This window comes from Aliidongia dinghuensis (assembly GCF_014643535.1).
GTDB lineage: Bacteria > Pseudomonadota > Alphaproteobacteria > ATCC43930 > CGMCC-115725 > Aliidongia > Aliidongia dinghuensis.
This window is the reverse complement of the sequence record NZ_BMJQ01000019.1, coordinates 78,143-102,638: the sequence shown is the minus strand read 5'-3', so window position 1 is coordinate 102,638 and position 24,496 is coordinate 78,143. Positions and strand designations below refer to the sequence as shown.

Below are 24,496 nucleotides of genomic sequence, written 5' to 3'. Positions count from 1 at the left end.
ATGTTCGAACCGGTCCTGCTCAGGAACATGGAGGTGCCGGATGGCCATCTGCTCGCGACCTATGAGGCCGGCGGCGGCTATCAGGCGCTGGCGAAGGCGCTGCGCGAGCACACGCCCGACGAGATCATCGACCTCGTCAAGCAATCCAACCTGCGCGGTCGCGGCGGGGCCGGATTCCCGACCGGGATGAAATGGAGCTTCGTGCCGAAGCGAGCCGGCAAGCCGAAATACCTGTGCTGCAACGCCGACGAGGGCGAGCCGGGCACCTTCAAGGACCGGCTCATCATGGAACGTGACCCGCACCAGCTGATCGAGGGCATGGCGATCAGCGCTTACGCGATCGGGGCGGAAACCGCCTACGTCTACATCCGCGGGGAATACGTGCTGGCGATCCGGCGGCTGGAGCAGGCGATCGCCGAGGCCCATGCAAAGGGTTATCTGGGAACGCGCATTCTGGGCTCGGATTTCAGCTTCGTCGTGCACATCCATTGCGGCGCCGGCGCCTATATCTGCGGCGAGGAGACGGCGATGCTCGACTCGCTGGAAGGCAAGCGGGCGCAGCCGCGCCTGAAGCCGCCGTTTCCGGCGGTTGAAGGGCTCTACGCCAGCCCGACCGTCATCAACAACGTCGAGACGCTGGCCTGCGTGCCGCATATCGTGGCGCGCGGGCCTGGCTGGTTCCGTGGCATCGGCCCGGAGGGGAGCCCCGGCCCGAAGCTCTATTGCCTCAGCGGACAGGTGCTGAAGCCGGGCCTTTACGAGCTGCCGATGGGCATTCCGCTGCGCGAACTGGTCGAGGACCACGCCGGCGGGCCGCCACCGGGGCGCAAGATCAAGGCGGTGATCCCCGGCGGGGTTTCGGCGCCGTTGATACCGGAGCGCGGGCTGGACGTCCGGATGGACTTCGACTCGCTCGCCGCCGCCGGTTCGATGCTCGGCTCGGCCGGGGTGATCGTGATCGACGACTCGACCTGCATGGTCAAGGTCGCCACCCGCATCATCGAGTTCTTCCACCACGAGTCCTGCGGCAAGTGCACCCCGTGCCGCGAAGGGCTGAATTGGGTCGTGAAGGTGCTGCGCCGGGTCGAGGCGGGGCAGGGCACGCCGGGCGACCTCGAACAGCTGGAGGCGCTCTGCAAGGGCATTTTCGGCAACACGTTCTGCGCATTGGGCGACGGCGCAGCGATGGGGCTGCGGGCGGCGCTGGCGCATTTCGAGCATGAATTCGTCGCCCATATCAAGGAGCGGAGGTGCCCGTTTCATTGAGGCGCACGCTGCGAGACGGCCGCGAGGAAGCCATGGTCCGCATCACGATTGACGAGCAAACGCTGGAAGTGGAGCCGGGCTCTACGGTGCTGATGGCCGCCGAGCGTCTGGGCATCGAGATCCCGACCTTCTGCTATCTGAAGCGGCTGCCGGCGCTGGCCTCCTGCCGCATGTGCCTGGTGGAGATCCAAGGACAGCGTCGCCTGCAGCCTTCCTGCGCCACCGCGGTCGCCGACGGCATGGTGGTGCGGACGAACACGCCGCTGATCGACGAAACGCGCTCTTCCATGCTGGACATGCTGCTCGCCAACCATCCGCTCGACTGCCCGGTCTGCGACAAGGGCGGCGAGTGCGAGCTGCAGGACATGGTGATGGCATACGGGCCCCGCGAAAGCCGGTTCCGCGATGCCAAGCGCGTGTTCCACTCCGAGGACATCCGCCTCAGCCCGGTCATCATCATGAACGTCAACCGCTGCATCCAATGCCAGCGCTGCGTCCGGATGTGCGAGGAGGTCGTCGGCGCGGTCGCCCTGGGCACCGTTGAAAAGGGCATGGATACCGCCGTCACCGGCTTCGAGGGCAGTCTCGCGAGCTGCGACCAGTGCGGCAATTGCGTCGAGGTCTGCCCGGTCGGCGCCCTGATGAGCTTCCCCTATCGCTACAAGGCGCGCCCCTGGGATCTGGTCGAGACCGACACGGTCTGCCCGCACTGCGGTACCGGCTGCCAGCTGACCGTCGGCACGCGCAAGGGCGAATTCATGCGGGTCCGCTCGAAGTGGGAGCATGGGCTCAACCGCGAAACACTCTGCGTGCGGGGGCGCTTCGGCCTCGACTTCATCGCCAGCCGGGACCGGATCAAGCGGCCGATGATCCGTCGCGATGGCGCACTGGTTCCGGTTTCCTGGGACGAAGCGGGCGACACCCTGCGCCGACGCTTGGCCGCCGTCGAGAGCAAGGCTGCGGGTGGGCTTGCCTCGCCTCGCCTGCCCAACGAGATGCTGTATCAGTTCCAGAAGCTGATGCGGACGGTATTCCGGACCAACAACATTGACTGCGCGTCGCGCTGGTCCACGCCGTTCGACGCGCTCCGCCCGTTGGTGACGGGCTTCTACACCCGCGCACCGCTGGAGGAGGTGATCGGCAACGGCTGCGTGTTTGTCGTCGGCGGCAACGTGACCGACGAAAACCCCGTGACCGAATACCTGCTGCGAGACGCTGCGCGGCGGCGACACACCGGGTTGCTCATGCTCTCCGCGCGGCCGTCCCGCCTGGACGCCGATGCCCGGGCGGTCGTTCGCGTTACGCCGGACGGTGAGGCGGCGGGCCTCGCAGCGGTGGTGGCCAGGCTGGCGGCAACCGGTCGGACCGGGCTCGGCGGTCTATTGGCGGATATCGGTGCGACAGCCAGCGCGCCGGCACCGACCACCGACGGTGACGGGCCGGACCGTCTGGCCGCAGCCCTGCTCGAGGGCTGGAGCGCCACCGTGCTTGTGAGCGTCGACCTCCTGAGGTCACCCCAGGCGCGTGCGACACTGCAGCAGCTCAGCAATCTGTTGCAGGTGCTCCGCACGCTCGGCAAGGCGCCGGCCATGCAGTTCCTCTTCGACCGTGCCAATCAGATGGGCGCCTGGGACATGGGGGTCCTGCCGGGGGCGTTGCCCGGGCTGCGCGGGGTTGCCGATGATGCGGCGCGCACAGCGCTCGGACGGGCCTGGGGCGCCGAAATCCCGTCCGAACCGGGTGCTGATTTCGACGCCATGCTGGCGCTCTGTGACAAGGGGCGGATGGGCGTGCTCTATATCGCCGGGGGCGACCCGCTGATGGCCTACCCCGACCGGGCATTCGTGAAGCGGGCGCTTGGGGCCGCCGATCTCTTGATCGTGCAGGACACGTTCCTCACGGATACGACGAGCCTGGCCGATGTCGTCCTGCCTGCGGCGGGTTATGGCGAGGAATCCGGCACGTTCACCAACAACGAGGGCCGGATCCAGAAGGTCTGCAAGTTTCGCGAACCCGCCTTCGAGGCGCGGGGCAATCTGGCAATCTTCGACTTCGTCGCGGCAGCCCGCAACCAGGCGCTGCGGCCCTCATCACAGGGCGAGATCTTCAGCGAGATTGCCCGGCTGGTGCCGACCTACGAGGGGATGACGGAGGACGGGCTCGGCGCCGACGGAGCATTCACCAAGGCAGTCCCGGCGACGCCGGCTGGCGAGTTCTTCGCCCCTCCGCCTGCGCCGAATCCCGCCGATCGGCTCATGCTGGTCACCGGCAACTGCCTGTTCCACAACGGATATCTTTCCGAACGCTCGGAAATTCTGAATACGGTCGCGGATGACCCCTATGTCGAAATGAGCATGCAGGATGCAGCACGGCTTGGCCTGTCGGAGCGCGATCAGGTGGTCGTGCGGTCCGCACAAAGCAAACTGACGGCGCAGCTCAGGGTCAACAGGCACTTTCCCCCGGGCCTCGTATTCGTTCCGGAAAACTACCGAACCCTGCGTCTCAACAGCCTGATGCGGCGGGGCGAATACCCATGTCCGGTGGAGGTTGAAAAGGCGCATGCGGCCTTCGAGATCGCGACAGCCGCCGGACCGCGGGCGACCTCTGAGAATTCCGGCTGAAGCATTGCCGGGTTCCCTGCGCCTGCGCCCCGCCAGCGTCGTCAGTGATAGCCGGTCCCGCAAATGTAGTCGTGCAGCACCTGCTCGTTGCGCAGCGATTGCTCGAGCCGATGCTTGACCACGTCGCCGATGCTGACCACGCCGACAATGGTGTCGTTATCCATGACCAGCACATGGCGCGTCCGCCGGTTGGTCATGATCTCCATCACCTTGGAGAGCCTATCCTTGATCGAACAGGTCGCCACATTGCGGTTCATGAAGTCGGCGACCCGCATCAGGGGTGCCTCGGATTTGTAGTCGGCCACCGCATTGCAGCAGTCCCGCTCGGACAACGTCCCCAGGGTTTCTCCGGGCGAACGGGCCACGACCACGAAGCCGATGTTTTTGTCCCGAAACAGCCGCAGGACTTCCACCATGGTCCGACCCGGGGTGACCGAGATGACCTCGGGCGCCTTGGTTCTCAAGATTTCGCCGACCAACATCTGAGCCTCCAATTTGCATGCTCAGGCTCTTGAGCGGGCGCGTTCACAGCCGTCGAATATTCTGCCACCAGTTGTACCCCTGCGGCTCGCTCGTCTCGACCCGCACGTCCTGTTCCGTGTTCAAGCGCGCGGCGACCACGCCGCCGCCAGTCGCCGCCTTGCCCGGTTTGCCGAGGAGGTCGTCACGCCCGATCACCAGGTCACGCGAGGAAAAGCTCGAGAATTCGTATTGTTGACCGAGCGCGATCGCGTCCGCCGGGCAGGCGTCCTCGCACAACCCGCAGAAGAGGCAGCGGGCCATGTCGATCTCGAATTTCGCCGGGCGCCGATTGCCCTTCTCGTCCTCGTAGGGGACGACCTCGATGCAGTTGCAGGGGCAAATCCGTGCGCAGAGTTCACAGGCCACGCACTTGATCTCGCCCTCTTCGTCACGCTTCAGGAAGTGATGCCCGCGGTAACGTGAATAAGGCAGCCATTTTTCCTTGTCCGGATACTGCATGGTCACGGATCTGGAGAACATGTAGCCGCAGGTCAGCGCTAAAGCGTCCGCCAGATCAGCGAAGAACGCCCAACCGATCCATTTCCCGCTTCTGTCCAGTGCGCGTGACATCGCCGCCTCGCTGCGGCCCCTACAGGAATAGCACGCCGGTTATCATTATGTTCCCCAGTGACAGGGGCAGCAAGACTTTCCACCCGATCGCCATCAGTTGGTCGTAGCGGTAACGTGGGAAAGTAAAACGGAACCACACGAATAAATAGACGAAGAACGCGACTTTGAGCAGGAACCAGAGGAGCGGCGGCAACGGGATCAGCACGCCGTTCCAGCCGCCGAAAAAGAGGATCACTGACAGGACCGACACCAGCAGCATGATGGCGTATTCGCTGACCATGAAGAACGCGAAGCGAATGCCGCTGTACTCGGTATGGAACCCCGCCCCAAGATCGCCTTCCGCTTCCGCCAGGTCGAAGGGAATGCGCTGCGCTTCGGCCAGCCCGGCGACGAAGAACACAAAGAACCCGACCGGTTGGTAAACGATGTTCCAGGTATCGGCCTGCGCCCGCACGATATCGAGCAGGCTCATGGATTGCGCCAGCATGACCACGCCGATGACCGCGAACCCCATCGGGATCTCGTAGCTGATCATCTGCGCGCAAGTCCTAAGGCTGCCCAGGACCGCGTATTTGCTGTTCGCGGCCCAGCCGCCAAAGATGACGCCATAGACCTCGATCCCGATCACCGCGAAGACGAAAAGCAGCGCCACGTTCATGTCGGAGACGTAGAGCGTGGTCTCGGTACCGAAGACCGAGACGGTCTCGCCGAAGGGGATCGCGACGAACACCACGAAGGGCGGGGCGAGCGCCAGGATTGGCGCTAGCTTGAACAAGAAACGGTCGGCCTCGGCCGGAATGTGGTCTTCTTTGGTCAAGAGCTTGATGCCGTCTGCCATCGGCTGCAGCAGCCCGTGCCAGCCCACGCGCATCGGTCCCAGCCGCTGCTGCATGTGCCCGGCGATCTTGCGTTCCATCCAGGTCAGCGGTAACGGCAGCAGCAGCAGGATCGCGATCAGCAACGCGACCTTGAGGACGATCGGGCCAAGGGCGATAACAAGTTCCATAATCCGCGGCCACATGTTCAATGGGTTGAGACCCGTGATCGAACTTCGGCTCTGGCTAGCGCTGACTTCCTGCGCCGCCGTCAGACTGCGCAGGTGTGGCAATCTGCCGACGACCAAGCGCTTTATATTAAGAATATCACAGCCTTACCGTTGCTGGCTATGATGGGCTCCGGCGGAGCGCGAATTGCCGAAAAGCACCCATCAAATGCTCTCCTTGGAGTTTTTCAGCACAATCCGCCCATCGCCGCTGCTCGATGGTCTGCCTCGTTTTCCCGAGAGCTGCCGTAAACGATATGTAGTCTTTTGCGTGACGGCCCATTCTGCCGATGTGTCGTGTGGCCAGATCGAGACGCTACAAGCCGAGCCGGTCGCAGATGCGGCCATGCATGACGACGGCGCGCACGCCCAGCGGCCAGAACTCGTGAAAGCGGATCGGCTTCATCGAGACGACCGGCATGTCGAGATCGAACGCCCGGCCCTGGATGAGCCGGTTCGCCAATTGGCGGCCCATGGCCGTCGCGAGCGCCACGCCCCGGCCGTTGCAGCCGAGATAAGCCAGCGCATCCTCGGCCGGCTCATGGATGTGCGGCCAATGATCCTTGGTCATCGCGAGCCGGCTGTTCCAGCCGTAGCGCCAGGAAACGCCCGTGAGCTCCGGCCAAAGCCGCACGGCGTAACGCGTGAGATACGCGATCTGGTCCGGGCGCGCGATCGGTCGCATCGGTCCGCGGCCGCCCATCAGCAGCCGGTTGGCCTGGTCGACCCGGAAATAGACGGTGATGCGCCCGCTCTCATAGGTCGAGCAGCGGGCCGGCAGGATCTTCTTGGCGATCGGTTCGGGCAGGGGTTCGGTCGCGGCGATGGCGCTGAACACGGGCACGATCGTCCGGCGCAGGCCGGGCCACAGACCGTCGGTGAAGCCGTTCGTGGCGATGAGGATCTTGTCGGCGAGGATCGTGGCTCTGGGCGTCGTGATGCGCCAATGGCTGCCCGCGCGCTGCAGCCGCGTCGCCGGGGTTCCGCCATGGATCGAAGCGCCGGCGGCAGCGGCTGCCTTGGCGAGACCGCGGGTGTAGTTCAGCGGGTGCAGGTCGCCGCCGCGCTTGTCGAAGAGGGCCACCTTGTAGCGGTCGGTGCCGGTCACGCGCGCGACCGCCGCAGCGTCCAGCAGATCGACGGGCATGCCCCGTTCCTGGCATTGCCGGGCCGTCGTCTCGACGCTGCCGACGCTCGCGTCGCCATAGGCGGCACGCAGGGTGCCGTTCTGCCGGGCACCGCAGTCGATGCCGAGGCGGCGGATCAGGTCGAACGCGTAATCAGTCGTGCCATAGGCGAAGCGCACCATGCGGTGACCCAGATCGGGCCCGTAGGTCGCCTCGATGACGGCGGGATCGTACTTGAGGCCGGGATTGAGCTGCCCACCATTGTTGCCCGAGGCGCCCCAGCCGGGTTCGCGCGCATCGATGACAACCACATCCGTGCCGGCTTCCGCCAGATGCAGCGCCGTCGATAGGCCGGCGATGCCGGCACCGATGATGGCGACGGAGACGCGTCGGTCCTGGTCGAGCGGCCGCGTCGCCAAGGGCGGGACCGCGTCGGCCCGGTAGACGCTTGGGGGCGGTGCGGCAGGCACGATGTCAGGCATGATGCTTCCGATTGACGAGTCCGGCATTTAGCCCGGCCAGCGACGGGCAGCCGAGCAGCGCCAGATGGGTGTCGAGTTCGTTGCGCAGCAGGTCGAGGACCTGGCGCGCGCCGGCCTCGCCGCCGGCGGCGGTGCCGTAGAGCACCGAGCGTCCGACCATGGCCGCCCGGGCGCCAAGGGCCAGCAGCTTCAGCACGTCGCTGCCGCGGCGCACGCCGCTATCGGCGATGATCTCAAGGGATCCACCGACCGTCTCCGCGATCGCCGGCAGCGCATCGATCGGCGCCACCGCGCTGTCGAGATTGCGCGCGCCATGGCTCGTGACCACGATCGCATCCGCGCCATGGTTGCGCGCGCGGGCGGCATCGTCGGGATGCAGCACGCCCTTCAGCACGAGCTTGCCCGGCCAATAGCGCCGGAGGGAGGCGAAATCCTCCCAGGTCAGGTTGTCTGCGAGCCGGACCGCATCTGAGGTCGCCTTGCGCGTGATCTTCGAGCGGAACGAGGCCGGGTAGTGCTGATAGGTCGGGATGCCCTCTTCGCGGATATAGCGCCAGAGCACGTTCCAGACCCAGCCGGGATGTCGCAGCATGTCGAGGCCGCCGCGGAGCGAGGCTCGGATCGGCACCTCGAAGCCGTTGCGGGCATTGTACTCACGATTGGGCAGCGCCATCGTGTCGACGGTCAGGACCAGCGTGTCGATGCCGGTGGCCTTGGCCCGGTCGATCAGCTGATAGCTGAGCGCCCGGTCATGCCACATGTAGAGCTGGAACCAGAGTGGGCCGCGGCTTTCGGCCGCGATCCGCTCCATGGCCGTGATCGAGCCGGTCGGAATGCAGAACGGGATGCCGGCCTCTCCAGCAGCCCGGGCGAGCGCCACCTCGCCCTGATGCCAGACGAGCCCGGCCGCCGCGGTCGGGGCCACGACGAGCGGCAAGGGCTGCCGGCGGCCCAGGAGGGTCACCGACAAATCCCTTCGCGACACGTCGACCAGGACGCGCGGGTTGAAGGTCGTGCGATCGAAGCCTTCCCGGAGTGCCTTGAGACCGACCTCGTCTTCGGCTCCGCGATCGATGTAGTCGAAGATGCCCTTCGGCAGCCGCGCCCGCGCGATCCGCCGGAAATCCTCGATGTTGAGGGCCAAACTCATCACCGCCACGACGTCAGTGCGCTGTCGGCAGGAAGATCTTCTCCGGGTTCATCAATCCGTCGGGGTCGAGCGCTGCCTTGACCCGGCGCATCAGCGCCAGCTCGAACGGATCCTTGGTCCGCGCCATGCGCTTGCGATAACTGGTCCCGACGCCGTGCTCGGCGGTGATGCTGCCGCCGAGGCCGATCGCGATATCGTCGATGATCGCGTCGATCTCGTCGGCCGCGGCGTCGAAGGCGGCCGCGTCGGCGAAGCGCTCGTGCGGGAACAGTACGACCACATGGATGTTCCCGTCGCCGATATGGCCAACCATCATGACGTTGGCGTCCGGATATGCCTCGAGCACGCCCTTTTCGACCGCTTGGGTGAACTCTGGCTGGCACGAGACCGGCACGGACGTGTCGTGCGACATGGTCTTGCCGGCGACCTTGAACTCTCCGGTGACGCCATGGCGCAGGCGCCAGAGGGCTTCTTCCTGGGCGAGGCTGCCGGCGATGATGGCATCGCTGACCAGGCCGCCCTCGAGTGCCGGGCCCAGCAGCTCTTCCATGGCGCCGGCCAGGTCGGCGCCGGTGTTCGCCTCGCCCGCCTCGATCAGCACGTACCAATCCGCCTTCTGCTCGAACGGCATCGAGGTGTTGGCGACGTATTTCAGCACGAAGTCCATGTAGGACGAGCCGATGATCTCGAAGCTCGAGATCCGCTCGCCGAAGGTCTTGCGCGTACGCTCGAACAGGGTGAGGGCATCCTCGACGCTCGCCATCTGCACCATGGCGACCGTGCGCGACTTGATGGCCGGTGAGAGCTTCAGCGCCGCAGCGGTCACGATGCCGAGCGTGCCCTCGGCGCCGATGAACAGCTGCTTCAGGTCGTAGCCGGCATTGTCCTTGCGCAGCCGCCGCAAGCCGTTGAAGACGGAGCCGTCCGCCAGCACGACCTCGAGCCCCAGCACCAGACTGCGCATGGCGCCGTAGCGCAGGACGGCGATGCCGCCGGCGTTGGTCGAGATGTTGCCGCCGATCTGGCAGCTGCCCTCGGCGCCGAGGCTGAGCGGAAACAGCCGGTCGACGCCGGCCGCGGCAGCCTGGATGTCGGCCAGCACGCACCCGGCCTCGACCGTGATCGTGTCGTCGATCGGGGAGACCTCCCGCACGCGATTGAGCCGGTCGAGCCGCATCAGGATCGACGGGCGGTTGGTGAGCGGTGTCGCGCCGCCGCAGAGGCCGGTATTGCCGCCCTGCGGCGTGACGGCGACGCCGTGCTCCGCGCAGAGCTTCACCACCCCCGACACCTCCGCGGTCGAGCCCGGCCGCACGATCGCGAGCGCCGTGCCGTGGTAGCGCCCGCGATGGTCAGTGGCGAAATGGTCGATCTCGGACGCGTCCGTCACGACATAGCGCTCGCCGACCACGGCCTGGATGCGGCCCAGGAAGTCTTCGGCCCGGAAGTCTACGGCAGGCATGAAACGTCTCTCTCGGCAGAAGTATCGGGGATAGGCGCGGCGCGTTACGAGATCATCCATTCCGCATAGCGCTTCTGGACCGCGGTCGAGTTGTCGCCCCACCACTCGGCATTGACGATGACGTTCTTGCCGTTGTTCAGGTCCGGCAGATAGTCCTTGGAGGGCGAGGCCTTGACCTGGTCCATGGCGGCGATGGTGTTCGGCAGGTAATAGCCGCGCACCGCCCATTCGAACTGCCGGTCGGGCTTCAGGCAGAAGGCGATGAAGCGCATCGCCGCCTCCTTGTTCTTGGCGCCCTTCGGCACGGCGAAATAATCGAGCGAGTTGATGGTCTGTTCGAACGAAAAGCCCAGCGTGGCGCCGGCCTTCTGGGAGTTCTTCACCCGGTTGAAGTAGCTGTAGGAGAAGTCGGCCTCGTTCTGTACGACCGATGTCACCTGTTCCGGCGTGGAGCTCGCCCATTTCGTGACATGGGGTTTGATCCGGTCGAGCGCCCTGAAGGCGCGGTCGACATCGAGCGGATAGAGATTCTTCGGATCGACGCCGTCGGCGACGAGTGCCACCTCCAGCGTCTCGGCGGCCAACGCCCGCATCACCCGACGGCCCGGGTATTTCTTCACGTCATAGAAGCCGGCGAAATCGACCGGATGCTTGCCATCGGGAGAGCGGTTGCTGTCCCACAGGAGGCCGCCGCTGTAGAGATACATCGGCATATAGTCTTTTTCGGCGGCCTTGATCACCCCGTCGGACTTGACGATCGAGGTGTCGAGATCCTCCCAGAGCTTCTCCTTGGCGCCGGCAGTCGCAAAGGAAATAGGGGCATCGATCACGTCCCACTGCACGTCCTTGCTCAGGACCTGCGCCTTGACCTTGGCCATGTCGCCGTTGTCGACGAGCGTCACCGGAATGCCGGTTTCCTTGGTGAACGGGTCAGCGAATACCTCGCGCACCGACTTGTTGTAGTCGCCGCCCCAGGAAGTCACCGTCAGCGTCGTATCGGCGGCGCGCGCGCGGCTCGAGAGGATGGCGGGTGCGGCTACCAGGCCGGCGACGCCGGCGGCACTGGTGCCGATGAAACGCCGGCGTGTGATCGTCGAATATGTGTCGGTCATATTGGAGACTCCCTGTCCTCGGATCATCGGCGGATGGCCGACCGGTTATTTCGTTGGTGTCGGCGGCAGCAGACGGCCGTGGCCGGCGTTCCAGCCGGCGCGCACCACGGCACCCCGAGCGGGGCGGGGCTGGCCCGGCTGATTGAGTTCCTGAACGATGACGACGGAGCTGTCGCTGCAACGGACAAAATGGCGGATGACGCCGCCCATCACGATCGAGTCCTCGAGCCGGCCCGTGATGTTCGGCAACTCCGTGTCGTCGCCGACCAGCAGCAGGTTTTCCGGCCGGACGAGCAGCATGGCAGGCTCGCCGGCGCTGAAGCTGCCCGGCGCTACCGGGAAGGTGCCGATGGTGGTGCGGATCGCCGCGCCGCTACCCAGTTCCGCGACGGTGCCGGCGATGAGGTTCGAGCTGCCGATGAACTGGGCCGAAAAGACGGTCGACGGTTCGAAATAGAGCTGTTCCGGACGCCCCTGTTGCTCGATGCGGCCGCCGTTCATCAGCACGATGCGGTCGGACATGGTCAATGCCTCGTCCTGATCGTGCGTGACATAGAGCATGGTGATGCCGAGCTCGGCATGGAGACGCTTGATCTCGAGCTGCATCTGCTCGCGCAGGTTCTTGTCGAGCGCGCCCAGCGGCTCGTCCATCAGGATGAGCGCCGGGTTGTAGACGATGCAGCGCGCCAGCGAGATGCGCTGCTGCTGGCCACCCGAAAGTGCCTTCGGCCGGCGATCGGCCACGTGGCGCAGCTGGATCAGGTCCAGCACCTTCTCGACCCGTTCGCGGATTTCGCTGCGGCTCATGCGCCGGACCTGCAGCGGGAATGCGATGTTCTCGAACACCGTCATGTGCGGCATCAGCGCATAGTTCTGGAACACCATGCCAAGGCCGCGCGCATTCGTCGGCATGGCGGTGGCGTCCTTGCCGTCGATCGTGATCTTGCCGGTCGTCGGCGAGATCATGCCTGCAATCAGGTTGAGCAGCGTCGACTTGCCGGAGCCGCTCGGACCCAGGAGTGTTACGAACTCACCCTTGCCGATCGCAAGATCGACCGGGAAGAGCGCGTCGACCGGGCCGTACCGCTTGGAGACGCCGGCCAGCTCCACCATGGTGGCTGCGGCGGTGGTCTTCGGTGAACCGGCGGCCGCCGAATCGGCAGCCATGGGGCTGGCTGTCTTCAAGCCGGCAGTCATCAGGAATGTGCCTCCGTCGGGCGCTGGAGCGCGATGATTCCGAGTGCGATCGCGAGCGATACGACGGTCAGCAGCGTCGAGACCGCGGCGATCACCGGGGAGAGCTCCCAGCGAATGGCGCTGTACATCTTGACCGGCAGCGTCATGGTCGTCGTGCCGGTGACGAAATAGGCGACGACGACCTCGTCGAGCGACGTCAGGAAGGCGAAAAGCGCACCGACGGCGATGGCCGCGGAGAGCTGCGGCAGGACGACCCGAAAGAAGATCCGCGTCCGCGAGGCGCCCATGATGAGGGCCACCGTCTCGAGCGCTACGTCCGCATGGCCGAGGCCAGACATGACCGAGACCATGATGAACGGTACGGCCAGCGTCACATGCGCCACCACCAGGCCGGCTGTCGTGTCGAGTAGGCCCCAACTCGAATATTGCAGATAGAGCCCGAGCCCCAGGACGACGACCGGCACCAGCATCGGCATCATGAACAGGCCGCGCAACAGCTTGCGCCCTGCCAGCTTCGAGCGGGCGAGCGCATAGGCAGCCGGCACGGCAAGGCAGAGGCTGAGGCAGGTTGTGGCAATGGCGACGCCGAGGCTCTGGATCAACGCGCCCCACCAGGCGGGGTCGCTGAAGAACTGGTGGTAGAGCACGAAGGAGAATTGCCGGGGCGGGAATTCGATCTGTCCCGGGTTGCCGAACGAAATCGGGATGACGACCAGGGTCGGCAGCAGCAGGAAGATATAGCAGGCCCAGGCGGCGATCGAGATGGCCCGGCGGTTGAGGCCGAATGAGACCGATGCCCCGTTCATGCCGCGGCTCCCGACAGGCCCTGCGCGCCACGGATGCGGCCGAGCAATGCCACAAGACAGCCGGAGATGGCGAGCAGCACCATGGCCGTCGCCGAGGCCGCCGTCCAATCGAGCGTCTGGCGCGTATAGAAATCGACGAGGTTGGCGACCATCATGTCCTGCCGGCCGCCCAGGAGCGCCGGCGTGATGTACATGCCGATCGACAACGTCATGTTGATGAGGATGCCGGCGACCACGCCCGGCATGCTGAGCGGCAGGATGATGCGCCGGAAGATCCGGAGCGGGCCGGCCCCCATGGTCTCCGCCGCCCGCACCAGCACGGGATCCTGCGACAGCAGGCTGCCCAGGATCGACAGCACCATGAACGGCAGCAGGAAGTTGATCATGCCGATGATGACGCCAACCCGGTTGTACATCATCGGCAAGTTGATCGCGCCGCCGCTGACGAAGCCCAGGAGCTGATTGACGAGCCCCTGATTGCCGAACACGACGGTGAGGGCGAAGCTTTTGACCAGGATGCTGGTCCAGAACGGCAGCATGACCAGGATCAGATAACCGGTGCGCCGCCGCGGCGGTTGGACCGCCAGATGCATCGCGACCGGAAATCCCAGCAGCAGGCTCACCAGCGTGCCCGAGATGCTGATTTCGAACGTCGTCGTCAGCGTTTTCAGGAAAAGTGTGCTGTGCGTGAGCTCGGCATAGGCCTCGAGCGAATAGCCGGCCGGATGGATGCTGGTCCAGGCGGTGGTGATCAGCGGATAGACGAAGACCAGCAGCATCACGATCGTCAGCGGCGCCAGCAGCATCGCTGCCGCTTTCGGGTTGAGATCGGATGAGGAGCTTGTCTCAGCCACAGCCTGTTCTCGCCTGTCGGTTCTGGCGGGATCGGGCCCGCCGAGATCGTTTCAGATTAACGGCAGGGCTGCGGCGACGGTCAATAGGAAATTTTAAAAAAATGAAAACAGAAAAGCGAAGCCATTCAGATCTTCGCGTTGACCCAGAACACGCTCGCCGGACGCGGGCCGAAATTTGAGAAGCGGTGGGGGCGAGAGCTTTCGAAGGCGAAACAATCGCCCTCGTTCAGCGTGTAGGATTCGTCGTCGATGCTGAGCTCGAGCGTGCCGGAGAGGATGAGACCGATCTCCTCGCCGGTATGCTTGTAGGGCTCGGCGCCGGAGCCGCAGCCGGGCTCGATGACCATGAAAAAGCCCTTGAGCCGCTCGCTCGCGGCCGGGGAGGCGATGTCTTTCCGGATGCCTCCGCTGTCGAGGAATTTCTGCCGGCGGTTGGCGCGGACGATGAACGTGCTTTCGCTGTTGCTGGGCCCGGCTGCCTGGCTTGGATCGATCAGCCATGCAGGCGCCACGCCCAGCGCGTTGCCGACGGTGTAGAGGGTGCGCACCGTGGGTGAAACCAGGCCGCGCTCAAGCTGCGAGAGCGTGCCGATCGAGACTTTCGCCGCCTTCGAGAGATCGGTGAGCGTCATGCCGGCGCCGACCCTGAGATCCCGGATGCGCTTGCCGATCTGGGCGCTTTCATTGTCCAGATCGGCGAGATCCCGGCCGATCTCCACGAGTTCGTCGCGGGCGCTCTGAGACGTCTTGGTCCGCGGCATCGGCTTGCCTTGTCCTCACGGTTTCGATGGGCCGGCGGCGAGATGCCGGTTGCACTCTCGCGCAAGCTTATATCGCCTCGGCGGCGAGCGTTCTGTCAAAGCCAATTTTCAAAAAAACGAAAAAACCGCATTGGCGTTTTTAGCGGAGCCCCTATGATGCCGCGATCTTGAGCTTGTCGTTCGGAGAGACGGAGATGTCTGAAGTCATCGATTGGCATGCGCGTGCCAAGGGGCTTTCGATCGAAGGCCGGGCCTTCATCGGTGGGCGCTATTTGCCCGCACTCTCTGGCGCCACGTTCGACTGCCTCAATCCGGCGACCGGTCGTTCGCTGGGCGCGATCGCCGCGTGCGAGCAGGCCGATGTCGATGTTGCGGTTGCCCGGGCGCGCGCCACCTTCGAGGCTGGCCATTGGTCCCGAATGGCGCCGCGCGAGCGCAAGAAGCGCCTGCTGGCTTTCGGCGACCTGATGGAGCGGCACATCGAGGAACTGGCGCTGCTCGAGACGCTGGACATGGGCAAGCCCATCCGCGACAGCCTGGCCGTCGACCTCCCGCTGTCGATCCAATGCATCCGTTGGTACGCCGAGGCCATCGACAAGGTCTATGACGAGATCGCACCGACGGCGGCTTCGGCGATCTCGCTCATTCGCCGCGAGCCCTTGGGTGTCGTGGCCGCAGTCGTGCCGTGGAATTTCCCGCTGCTGATGGCGGCCTGGAAGCTGGGCCCGATCCTTGCCGCCGGCAATTCGGTCGTCCTGAAGCCGGCAGAGCAATCGTCGCTGACCGCAATCCGCATCGCGGCGCTGAGTGCCGAGGCCGGCATTCCGGACGGCGTGTTCAACGTCGTGCCGGGGTTGGGCGAGGCGGCAGGCCGCGCCCTCGGCTTGCACATGGATGTCGATGCGGTGGCCTTCACCGGGTCGACCGAGGTCGGCAAGCTGTTCCTGCAATATTCGGGGCAGTCGAACATGAAGCGGGTCGGCCTCGAATGCGGCGGCAAGACGCCGAACATCATCCTAGCCGATGCGCCCGACCTCGATGCCGCGGCGACCGCGGCAGCCTGGGGCATCTACTACAATCAAGGCGAAGTGTGTAACGCCGGTTCGCGCATGATCGTCGAGGCCTCGGTCAAAGACCAGGTGGTCGAGAAGGTGATGGCCGTGGGCAAGGCAATGAAGCAAGGCGATCCGCTCGATCCGGCGACTGAGCTCGGCGCCATGGTCGACGCAACTCAGACCGAGCGCGTCATGCGCTATATCGAGCAAGGCCAGACCGAGGGCGCCACGCTCCGGCTCGGCGGCAAAAGGGTGCAGAGCGAGGGTTGCTTCATCGAGCCGACGCTGTTCGACGACGTCACCAGCCGGATGATCATCGCCCAGGAGGAGATCTTCGGCCCGGTGCTGGCGACGATCACGGCGAAGGATCTCGATGAGGCAATCCGCATCGGTAACGACACCAAATACGGTCTCGCAGCCGCCGTCTGGACGCGGGACATCAACAAGGCGTTCAAGGCGTCCTCTGCCCTCCGGGCCGGCGTCGTCTGGGTCAATTGCTTCGACCATGGCGATATCTCCTCGCCCTTCGGCGGCTTCAAGCAATCTGGCTTCGGACGCGACAAGTCCCTGCACGCGCTCGAGAAATACACCGAGCTCAAGGCAACCTGGATCAATCTAGCCAGCTAAGCAACGACGTCCGACCAACCCAGACCTTGGGAGATAGCGATGAGCCAGCTGCAGCTTCGTGGCCTCATTCCGGCCTTTCCGACCCCGCTGACCGCAGACGGGGAAATCGACGATCGAGGGCTGGAACGGATCGTCGAATACCAGATTGCCGGCGGGGTCTCGGGCCTGGTACCGCTCGGCGGGACGGGTGAGGCGACGGCCTTGACCCATGCCCAGCGCGTGAAGGCGCTCGAGGTGACGGTTGCGGTTGCTGCCGGACGCGTTCCGGTCATCGCCGGCGTGCTCGACGCGGGCTTCGGTGGCGCCTGTGACAGCGCCCGGGCCTACGAAAAGGCAGGCGCCGACGGGCTCATGGTGATCCCGCCCTTTTACACACGCACCGACCAGTCCGGTCTGCTGCGCTACTTCCGAGCCTTGCGCAAGGAAGTCTCCGTCCCGTTCGTCCTATACGATAATCCCTATCGCACCCACACCGTGATCGCGCCCGAGACGATCGCTTGCATGGCCGAGGAAGGGCTCGCCGTCGGCATGAAGGCGTCCAACACGGATCTCTATCATCTCGATCATGTATCGAAGCTGGTGCCTGATGGGTTCGCGATCCTGAGCGGCCAGGACACGCTCTTCGTTCAGCAAGTCATCCTCGGCGCGAGTGGGGGCGTGCTGACGTCGGCGGCGCTCATCCCCGGCTATTGGGCTAACGTCCAGTCCCTGGCAGAGCAGGGACGGGTCGCGGAGGCGCTTGGTGCGCAAGGGCTGCTCAATCCGCTGATGGATGCGCTCTTCGCCGAGGAGTTTCCGACTGCCGTGCGTGCCGCGTTCGAGAGGATCGGCCTCTCAACCGGCACGGCTCTTCCGCCAGTGGGCGCATTGTCCGAGGCCGCGCTCGGCAGAGTTCATGCTGCTGTCGACGCCTTGTTGGATAGCGGCGTCCTCAAAGAAGTGCCCAAGCACTAGGGATCGAGGGGGCTTACCGCGACACTGAGTTGCGCGCGCCTGGCCCACCCTTTTGCTTGGGTTTCGGCAATTCAAATATCAACTGCCCGCTCTTGGCTTTCTCGTCGAAGGTCGTGCGAATGATCTGAATGAATTCCGTCGTCGCGATCGATAATGGGCGATTGGGCGGAAAGACGAACCTCGGTCGTATCTCCATCTCCGGCACGAGCGGCCTTATGACGACATTGGGGAAGAGCCCGGAGAGGGGGGTGAATGGATCAATCAAGCCAATTCCCAACCCCTTGCTCGCTAGTACACACGCGATCAGCGACTGGTTGGTAGAAATCGGAATCTCGGAAGGCATGTCTACGGCGCCCAAGCGCTGCCTGATCTGAAGGCCGATCAGCGTGTCTTCGAAAAACGCGATGAGATTTTCACCCTTGAGGTCGGAAAGCTGAACGGTCGCGGCCTCTGCGAGAGGATGATCCTTCGGCATCACGCAACCGATGAATGCTTTGCAAAGCTCTTCGGTTCGGAGCGTTCCTTCGATCGTTGCAGCGTCGGTCAGCCCGATGTCGACTTGGTTATTGGCCACCTCCTCAACGACTTGCCTCGTCGCGAGCGCGCGAACCTTGACGATCGCCTGGGGTCTGCGTGTGCGATATTCCGCGATCGCCGTCGCGACAATCGATGCGCCAAGCGTTGTTGCCGTTGCGATCGAGACTTGTCCTACCTTGCCGCCGCCGATCTCGGCAGCCAATCGCTCCACTTCCTCAACCGCACCAAAGACCTGATCTACCTTGGGGATCAGAAGCATGCTCTCGGGTGTGGGCTGCAAGCGCCCCTTGATGCGCCGGAACAGCGGCACGCCGATTTCCCACTCAATCTGCTGCAACGTCTTGGTGACGGCGGGTTGCGATACGGCCAGAAGCCGGGCGGCGGCCGAGACGCTCCCAGTCTTCATCACCGCCCGGAAAACTGCCAGGTGGCGGACATTGCGGACGTTGCTCATGGCTCTTTCTCGGCTCCGAATTGCGGCAGGTTCGCTCCGCGCGATTCCATAACTTTTCGGAAGTTTGTAACTGATCAGATTGTATTGGCGGTAATGGGCGTTCGTCCATAGCCTGAACGGAATCTCAGGGCGAACACAGCCCGGGAAATCACCAACAGGGATCGCGAGCTGAGCATGAGCGCAAGCCCCGACTATTCGTCCGCCGCCACAGTTCGAGCGGCGCTGCTGCCGAGCCAAGCCTTCATCGGGGGACGGTCTGTCTCAGCCCTATCGGGCGAGACCCTGCCTTGCATCTTCCCGGGCGACGGCAAGTTGCTCGGTCACGTTGCCGCGTGCGACACGGCCGATGTCGACCTCGCCGTTAACGCCGCCCGTAAGGCGTTTGAAGCCGGTCACTGGTCCCGCATGGCTCCGCAAGATCGGCGAAAGATACTGCTCCGCTTTTCCGAGCTGATCCTGGAGCATCGGGACGAGCTTGCCACGCTCGAAACCCTGAATGTCGGCAAGCCGTTCCTGAATGCTCTCAACGGCGATATTCCGTCGGCGGCCTCGTGCATTGCTTGGTTTGGCGAGGCGATTGACAAGATGTACGGCGAGGTCGGGCCGACGCCGGCAGACCTCACGGCCGTCCTTACCCGCGAGCCCCTGGGCGTGGTCGCCGCCGTGGTGCCGTGGAACTACCCGCTCTCGATGGCGGCTTGGAAGCTTGGGCCGTCCTTGGCCGCCGGCAACTCGGTGATCCTCAAGCCAGCGGAGCAGTCGCCCTACACGGCGCTCCGTATCGCGAGCCTCGCAATGGAGGCCGGACTTCCCGAAGGCGTCCTCAATGTGGTTTCCGGCTATGGGGCCACGGCCGGCCAAGCGCTCGGCCGCCATATGGACGTGGATTGCGTGACCTTCACCGGCTCCACCGAGGTCGGAAAGCTCTTCATGCGCTATGCGGGCGAAAGCAATGCCAAGCGGGTCAGCTTGGAACTGGGTGGCAAGTCGCCGCAGCTGGTGCTGGCGGACAGCGACCTGGATGCAGCTGCTGCCGGGGTCGCTGCCGGCATCTTCGCCAATGCCGGCCAGGTCTGTAATGCCGGTTCCCGTCTCATCGTCGAGCGACGGGTCAAGGACGAGTTGCTGGAGCGCATTGCGAAGCTCGCCGGTGCGCTCAAGATCGGCGATCCGTTCGATCCGTCGACCAGGCTTGGCCCCCTGGTCAGCAAGGAACAGCACGACCGCGTGCTCGGCTATATCGACGCCGGCCTCTCGGAAGGCGCCTCGTTGCTGGTGGGAGGTGCCCGCCCAGCCGAGCAATCCAGTGGCTATTTCATCGAGCCAACCATCTTCGACGGCGTGCGCAACGACATGAAGATTGCGCAGGAGGAAATCTTCGGCCCCGTCCTCTCCACGATTACGGTCGACGGTTTCGAGGAGGGCATCGCGGTCGCCAACGACACGATCTATGGGCTCGCTGCAGGCGTCTGGACCAATGACATCCGGAAGGCTCAGCGCGCGGCGAAGGCGATCCGGGCGGGCGTTGTCTGGGTCAACTGCTTCGACCGCGGCAACATGGCGGTGCCGTTCGGCGGCTTCAAGCAGTCGGGCCACGGCCGCGACAAGTCGCTGCACGCGATCGAGAAGTACACGGACTGGAAGGCGACCTGGTATGCCTGCTGAGAGCCGGGCTGCGACGAAGCGTGCACGCATTGCCGGTGCCGCGATTCCGTCGGTCGCGGAACGGCGCCGCACGATCGAGGCCGAGGCGCTGCCGCGCAACATGGCAGCCCTGATCAGCGAGGCGTCGCGGGCTTACGGCGACCGGCTTGTCTGGGACTTCTTCGAAGGTGGCGAGATGCTCACCTACCGTGACCTGGAGCCGCGTGTCCATGCGCTCGCGGACGGCCTGCGTTCTGTCGGTGTGCGCCGCGGCAGTCACGTTGCGGTCATGATGCCGAACAAAGCCGCCATGCCGCTCAGCTGGCTGGCGATTGCGACGATCGGCGCCGTGATGGTGCCGGTCAACAACACCTACAGCGAGCGGGAAATTGTCTATGTCCTGACGGACAGCGAGACCGAATTCCTGATCGTCGACGAGAGCTGCTTGGCGCCGGTCGAGAGCGTGCTTGCTCGCGGCGAGCTGCGCCTCGACCGCGGCAAGATCATCGTTTCCGGGGAGAGCGGGCACAGCTATCTCGACCTTGAGCAGCTCATGCGCATCGAGCCGCACACGCCGTTCATAGACGAGGCGGTCGGCCACGACGATCTGCTCAATATTCAGTACACCTCGGGAACGACCGGCTTTCCCAAAGGCTGCATGCTGTCGCAGCGCTATTGGATCAGTGCCGGCAAGGTCAACGCCTTCCGGGACGGCCGACATTACCGGCATATCCTGGCTTCCACGCCGTTCTATTACATGGACCCGCAGTGGCTGCTGCTGATGTCGCTGTATCAGCATGCCACCCTGCATGTCGCGAAGCGGCAGAGCGCCTCGCGCTTCATGGAATGGGTCCGCGAGCGCGAGATCGAGTTCTGCCTCCTGCCAGTGCTCACCTTGAAGCAGCCGCCGCATCCGGACGACCGTCAAAACGCCCTGATCCGGTCGAACGTATATGGCGTCTCCAAACTGACGCATGGCGCCTTGGAAGAACGTTTCGACGTCTGTGCGCGGGAAGCCTTCGGCATGACCGAGATCGGGCCGACCCTTTTCATGCCCATCGAGGCGACCGACATGGTTGGATCGGGCTCGTGCGGCGTCCCATGCCCCTTCCGGGAAGTTCGGGTCGCCGACGACCAGGGGAATTCCCTGCCGCCGGGCGAGATCGGGGAGCTGCTGGTGCGCGGGCCGGGCATCCTCAAGGGCTATTACAATCGGCCCGATGCGACGCGCGACGCGTTCCATGGCGACTGGTTCCGGACCGGCGACCTGTTCCGCATGGATGATCGCGGCTTTCTCTACATCGTCGGCCGGATCAAGGATTCGATCCGGCGGAGCGGGGAAAACATCGCCGCGCGCGAGGTCGAATCGGTGCTCAATTCATTCGACGGCGTCGTGGAGGCTGTGGCCGTGCCGGTTCCGGACGAGGCCCGAGGCCAGGAAATCAAGGCGATGATCGTTTGGGTCGACGCGGTCTTCGGCGAGCCGGACCTGACGGCTCTGATTGCTCATTGCCAGCGCAATCTCGCGCCTTTCAAGGTGCCGCGGTACTTCCAGTTCGTGCCGGAGCTGCCGAAGACGTCGTCCGGCAAGATCGCCAAGCATCAGCTGGTCTCGGGCAGCACGGCCGCCTCGGCCCGGGTTTACGACCGCGCCAGTGGCGCCGTCATCGCGACGACGGGAGCCCCCCATGCATGACGTCATCATCATCGGCGCCGGCCACAACGGCTTGGTCTGCGGAGCGTACTTGGCGAAAGCCGGCTTCAAGACGCTCATCCTGGAACGGCGAGGGATCATCGGCGGCGCCTGCGTCACGGAAAGCCCGTGGCCGGGCTACAAGGTCTCCTCGGCGTCGTACCTGATGTCGCTGATGCAGCCGAAGATCATCCTCGACCTCGACCTGAAGCGGCATGGACTGGAGGTGATCCCGTCCACCCCGACGACTGTCCTGCTCGACGGCGGCCGCTGCTTCACCTTCTGGCCGGACGAAGAGCGCCTGGCCCGCGAGATCGCGGCGATATCGCCGCGCGATGCCAGGGCTCTTCCGGACTACCGCGTCAATCTCAATCGGCTGGCGCCGTTCATTCGAGACATCATCTGGGAAACGCCGCCGAATATTTCGTCGCGGCGTGTCGGCGAGCTCATCCGGTCGGCCCGGTTCGCCGCCAGGTACTTCAAGTATCGGCACCTGTTCGACGAGCTCTACGACATCATGACGATGAGCGCCGACGCTTATCTGCGGCGCTGGTTCGAGAACGATACGGTCATCGCGCTCTTCGGCTACTACGTGACGGGGGGCGGGACGAATGCGTCGATGACCATGCCGGCAACGGCCTTTTCCTGCATCCGCCCCATGGTGCGCGACAACACGACGCCGGCGGGGGGCGGCGGCTTCGTCCGCGGCGGCATGGGCGCTCTGTCCGCGTCCATCGCCAGCAGCGGCAGGGAGAGCGGGCTCGAGATCCGCGCGGATGCCCCGGTCAAGCGGGTCGTCGTAGAACGGGGACGCGCTACCGGTGTCGAGCTCGCCGATGGCGAGATCATCCGCGCGAAATGCGTCGCCTCGAATGCGAACGCCAAGACCACCTTCCTCAAGCTGATGGCTCCGTCGGAGCTGCCGGTAGCGTTTCGGGCGAAGGTCGGTGCCATCCGCACGCGCTCAGCGGTGTTCAAGGTCCATCTGGGCGTCTCGGCCCTGCCGCAGTACACGGCGTTCGCGCCGACGAGCGACCTTGCCTATCCGAGTTCGATCCGGATCGGCTCGTCGGTGGCCTATCTCGAAAAGGCCTTCGACGACGCCAAGCACGGGGTGATGTCGGACGAGCCGTTCCTCACGATCATGGCGCCGAGCCTCCATGACCCGTCATTGGCGCCCCCGGGGGAGCACCTGCTTTCGATCTTTGGTGGCCACGTCGCCTATCAGGACGATCCCGACGGGCTCGAGCAGATCCGAGTGAAGCTGCTGGATCGCGTGCTCACGGTGATCGAGCGCCATGCCCCCGGCTTCCGCAGCCACGTGTTGCACAGTGAGGTGCTGACCCCGAACGACATCGAGGCGCGTTTCGATCTCCCGAACGGCCATGTCCACCACGGCGACCTGACGCTCGACCAGGCCTTTACCAACCGGCCGGTCGGCGGCTACGCCGACTACCGCACGCCGGTTCCGGGGCTCTATCTGTCGAGTTCCTCGGTCCACCCCGGCGGCGGCGTGACAGGGGTCCCCGGCCATAATGCCGCGCGGGAGATCATGCGGGATCTCGGTCGATGAGCGGCGACGCGATGTCGCCGCGACCGGCCGCGGCCCCGAAGAGCGCGAACTGCCGGCTGATCGACTGGACGAGCAAGCCGCCGCTGCCTGAAACCTCGATCAAAGCGCCTCATCTCAAGAACTACGATCGCATCTACGCGTCGACGAAGCCGGCGCCGCGTGAAGAGACGCCGGAAGAAGCCCTGGCAGCCTATCTCGCGGCCTATGATGCGGCCGGCGCCAGCCATGTCGTCATCAAGGCGCGTGATCTCGAGAGCACGTTCGGCGTCAAGATCACGAACGAGGACGTCGCCGCGTTCTGCGCGCGGCACGGCGAGCGTTTCATCGGCTTTGCCGGCGTCGATCCGCACAAGGGGCCGCAGGCCCTGCGCGAGCTCGAGCATGCGGTCAAGGAGCTTGGCCTCAGGGGCCTCAATCTGCAGTGCTTCGAGCATAAGCTCGCCATCAACGATCCGCGGCTTTACCCGCTCTACGCCAAATGCGTCGAGCTCGACATCCCGGTGAACATTCACTGCGGCGTGAATTTCTCGACCGAAAGCTCGATGGCCTTCGGCCGGCCCTATCTCCTCGACGAGGTGATGATCGCCTTCCCCGGCCTGCGCGCCTGCGCGGCACCCCCGGGCTGGCCCTGGGTCCACGAGTTGATCGCGGTAGCCTGGAAGCACGTCAATCTCACGATCGGGCTGGTCTTCGTCAGGCCCAAGTATCTGACCGTGCCGGAATCCGGCTACGGCCCTCTGCTGCAATACGGCAAGAAGCTTCTCCGCGACCGGATCATCTTCGGATCGGGATTTCCGACGCTGCCGCTCGCTTCGGCGCTGGCTGAGATCGACGAACTGCCAATCGACGACGAGACCAAGGATTTGTGGCGCTACGGCAACGCCGCGCGGCTGCTCCGCCTCTAGCGCGGGCAGCAGACAAAAAGGCGACCGGTCAACAGGAGAGGTACGAGAATGTCTAAGCCCAGGATAGGTATCGGCCTCTCGC

The 24,496-nt window shown here is 64.8% G+C and carries 20 protein-coding genes; 8 read left to right on the top strand and 12 right to left on the bottom strand.

What is annotated here, in order from left to right; all coding sequences use genetic code 11:
- On the top strand, window positions 1–1,266 hold the full coding sequence (gene nuoF, locus IEY58_RS28570; RefSeq protein ID WP_189051569.1) for an NADH-quinone oxidoreductase subunit NuoF: 1,266 nt from the start codon (window positions 1–3) through the stop codon (window positions 1,264–1,266).
- Between the two features lie 32 nt (window positions 1,267–1,298).
- Window positions 1,299–3,887, top strand: coding sequence for an NADH-quinone oxidoreductase subunit NuoG (gene nuoG / locus IEY58_RS28565; protein WP_189051568.1), 2,589 nt, complete (start codon window positions 1,299–1,301; stop codon window positions 3,885–3,887).
- A gap of 41 nt (window positions 3,888–3,928) precedes the next feature.
- Here nuoG and IEY58_RS28560 read toward each other — a convergent pair whose 3' ends face one another.
- The 11 genes from IEY58_RS28560 to IEY58_RS28510 all read right to left on the bottom strand — a co-directional run bounded on the left by IEY58_RS28560 (window position 3,929) and on the right by IEY58_RS28510 (window position 14,972).
- The gene (locus tag IEY58_RS28560) at window positions 3,929–4,369 is read right to left on the bottom strand and encodes a CBS domain-containing protein (protein WP_189051567.1); all 441 of its coding nucleotides are present in this window, start codon (window positions 4,367–4,369) and stop codon (window positions 3,929–3,931) included.
- Window positions 4,370–4,412: 43 nt separating this feature from the next.
- Window positions 4,413–4,979: an NADH-quinone oxidoreductase subunit I gene (locus tag IEY58_RS28555; RefSeq protein ID WP_189051566.1), complete on the bottom strand. Its 567-nt coding sequence runs from the start codon at window positions 4,977–4,979 to the stop codon at window positions 4,413–4,415.
- Window positions 4,980–4,998: 19 nt separating this feature from the next.
- Window positions 4,999–5,985: an NADH-quinone oxidoreductase subunit NuoH gene (gene nuoH / locus IEY58_RS28550; RefSeq protein WP_189051565.1), complete on the bottom strand. Its 987-nt coding sequence runs from the start codon at window positions 5,983–5,985 to the stop codon at window positions 4,999–5,001.
- Window positions 5,986–6,337: 352 nt separating this feature from the next.
- Window positions 6,338–7,630 (bottom strand): NAD(P)/FAD-dependent oxidoreductase, encoded by a 1,293-nt coding sequence (locus IEY58_RS28545; protein ID WP_189051564.1) that lies wholly within the window; start codon window positions 7,628–7,630, stop codon window positions 6,338–6,340.
- On the bottom strand, window positions 7,623–8,780 hold the full coding sequence (locus IEY58_RS28540; protein ID WP_189051563.1) for an alpha-hydroxy acid oxidase: 1,158 nt from the start codon (window positions 8,778–8,780) through the stop codon (window positions 7,623–7,625). The genes IEY58_RS28545 and IEY58_RS28540 overlap by 8 nt, the downstream gene beginning before the upstream one ends.
- Window positions 8,781–8,793: 13 nt before the next feature.
- Window positions 8,794–10,242 (bottom strand): FAD-binding oxidoreductase, encoded by a 1,449-nt coding sequence (locus IEY58_RS28535; RefSeq protein WP_189051562.1) that lies wholly within the window; start codon window positions 10,240–10,242, stop codon window positions 8,794–8,796.
- Window positions 10,243–10,286: 44 nt separating this feature from the next.
- Window positions 10,287–11,354, bottom strand: a complete 1,068-nt coding sequence (locus IEY58_RS28530; RefSeq protein WP_189051561.1) for a polyamine ABC transporter substrate-binding protein — start codon at window positions 11,352–11,354, stop codon at window positions 10,287–10,289.
- A 45-nt stretch (window positions 11,355–11,399) separates the two neighbouring features.
- Window positions 11,400–12,521, bottom strand: coding sequence for an ABC transporter ATP-binding protein (locus IEY58_RS28525; RefSeq protein WP_189051560.1), 1,122 nt, complete (start codon window positions 12,519–12,521; stop codon window positions 11,400–11,402).
- 29 nt (window positions 12,522–12,550) lie between these two features.
- Window positions 12,551–13,357, bottom strand: coding sequence for an ABC transporter permease (locus IEY58_RS28520; protein ID WP_189051559.1), 807 nt, complete (start codon window positions 13,355–13,357; stop codon window positions 12,551–12,553).
- Window positions 13,354–14,211: an ABC transporter permease gene (locus tag IEY58_RS28515; protein ID WP_229744018.1), complete on the bottom strand. Its 858-nt coding sequence runs from the start codon at window positions 14,209–14,211 to the stop codon at window positions 13,354–13,356. Before IEY58_RS28515 ends, IEY58_RS28520 begins: the two co-directional genes overlap by 4 nt.
- Window positions 14,212–14,336: 125 nt before the next feature.
- Entirely contained in the window at window positions 14,337–14,972 is a 636-nt protein-coding gene (locus IEY58_RS28510) for a helix-turn-helix domain-containing protein (RefSeq protein ID WP_189051558.1), read from the bottom strand.
- Window positions 14,973–15,166: 194 nt separating this feature from the next.
- Between IEY58_RS28510 and IEY58_RS28505 the strand changes: the two genes are divergently transcribed.
- Window positions 15,167–16,654, top strand: coding sequence for an aldehyde dehydrogenase (locus IEY58_RS28505; RefSeq protein ID WP_189051557.1), 1,488 nt, complete (start codon window positions 15,167–15,169; stop codon window positions 16,652–16,654).
- Window positions 16,655–16,693: 39 nt separating this feature from the next.
- On the top strand, window positions 16,694–17,608 hold the full coding sequence (locus IEY58_RS28500; RefSeq protein WP_189051556.1) for a dihydrodipicolinate synthase family protein: 915 nt from the start codon (window positions 16,694–16,696) through the stop codon (window positions 17,606–17,608).
- Window positions 17,609–17,621: 13 nt separating this feature from the next.
- Here IEY58_RS28500 and IEY58_RS28495 read toward each other — a convergent pair whose 3' ends face one another.
- The gene (locus IEY58_RS28495) at window positions 17,622–18,599 is read right to left on the bottom strand and encodes a LysR family transcriptional regulator (protein WP_189051555.1); all 978 of its coding nucleotides are present in this window, start codon (window positions 18,597–18,599) and stop codon (window positions 17,622–17,624) included.
- Window positions 18,600–18,773: 174 nt separating this feature from the next.
- Here IEY58_RS28495 and IEY58_RS28490 point away from each other — a divergent pair, with 174 nt between their 5' ends.
- Genes IEY58_RS28490 through IEY58_RS28475 form a run of 4 tightly spaced genes read left to right on the top strand, consistent with a single transcriptional unit; the run spans window position 18,774 to window position 24,414 of the window.
- On the top strand, window positions 18,774–20,264 hold the full coding sequence (locus IEY58_RS28490; RefSeq protein ID WP_189051554.1) for an aldehyde dehydrogenase: 1,491 nt from the start codon (window positions 18,774–18,776) through the stop codon (window positions 20,262–20,264).
- Window positions 20,254–21,939, top strand: a complete 1,686-nt coding sequence (locus IEY58_RS28485; protein WP_189051553.1) for a class I adenylate-forming enzyme family protein — start codon at window positions 20,254–20,256, stop codon at window positions 21,937–21,939. The genes IEY58_RS28490 and IEY58_RS28485 overlap by 11 nt, the downstream gene beginning before the upstream one ends.
- Window positions 21,932–23,509: a phytoene desaturase family protein gene (locus IEY58_RS28480; protein ID WP_189051552.1), complete on the top strand. Its 1,578-nt coding sequence runs from the start codon at window positions 21,932–21,934 to the stop codon at window positions 23,507–23,509. The genes IEY58_RS28485 and IEY58_RS28480 overlap by 8 nt, the downstream gene beginning before the upstream one ends.
- The gene (locus IEY58_RS28475) at window positions 23,506–24,414 is read left to right on the top strand and encodes an amidohydrolase family protein (RefSeq protein WP_229744017.1); all 909 of its coding nucleotides are present in this window, start codon (window positions 23,506–23,508) and stop codon (window positions 24,412–24,414) included. Before IEY58_RS28480 ends, IEY58_RS28475 begins: the two co-directional genes overlap by 4 nt.
- The last annotated feature ends 82 nt before the right edge of the window (window positions 24,415–24,496 follow it).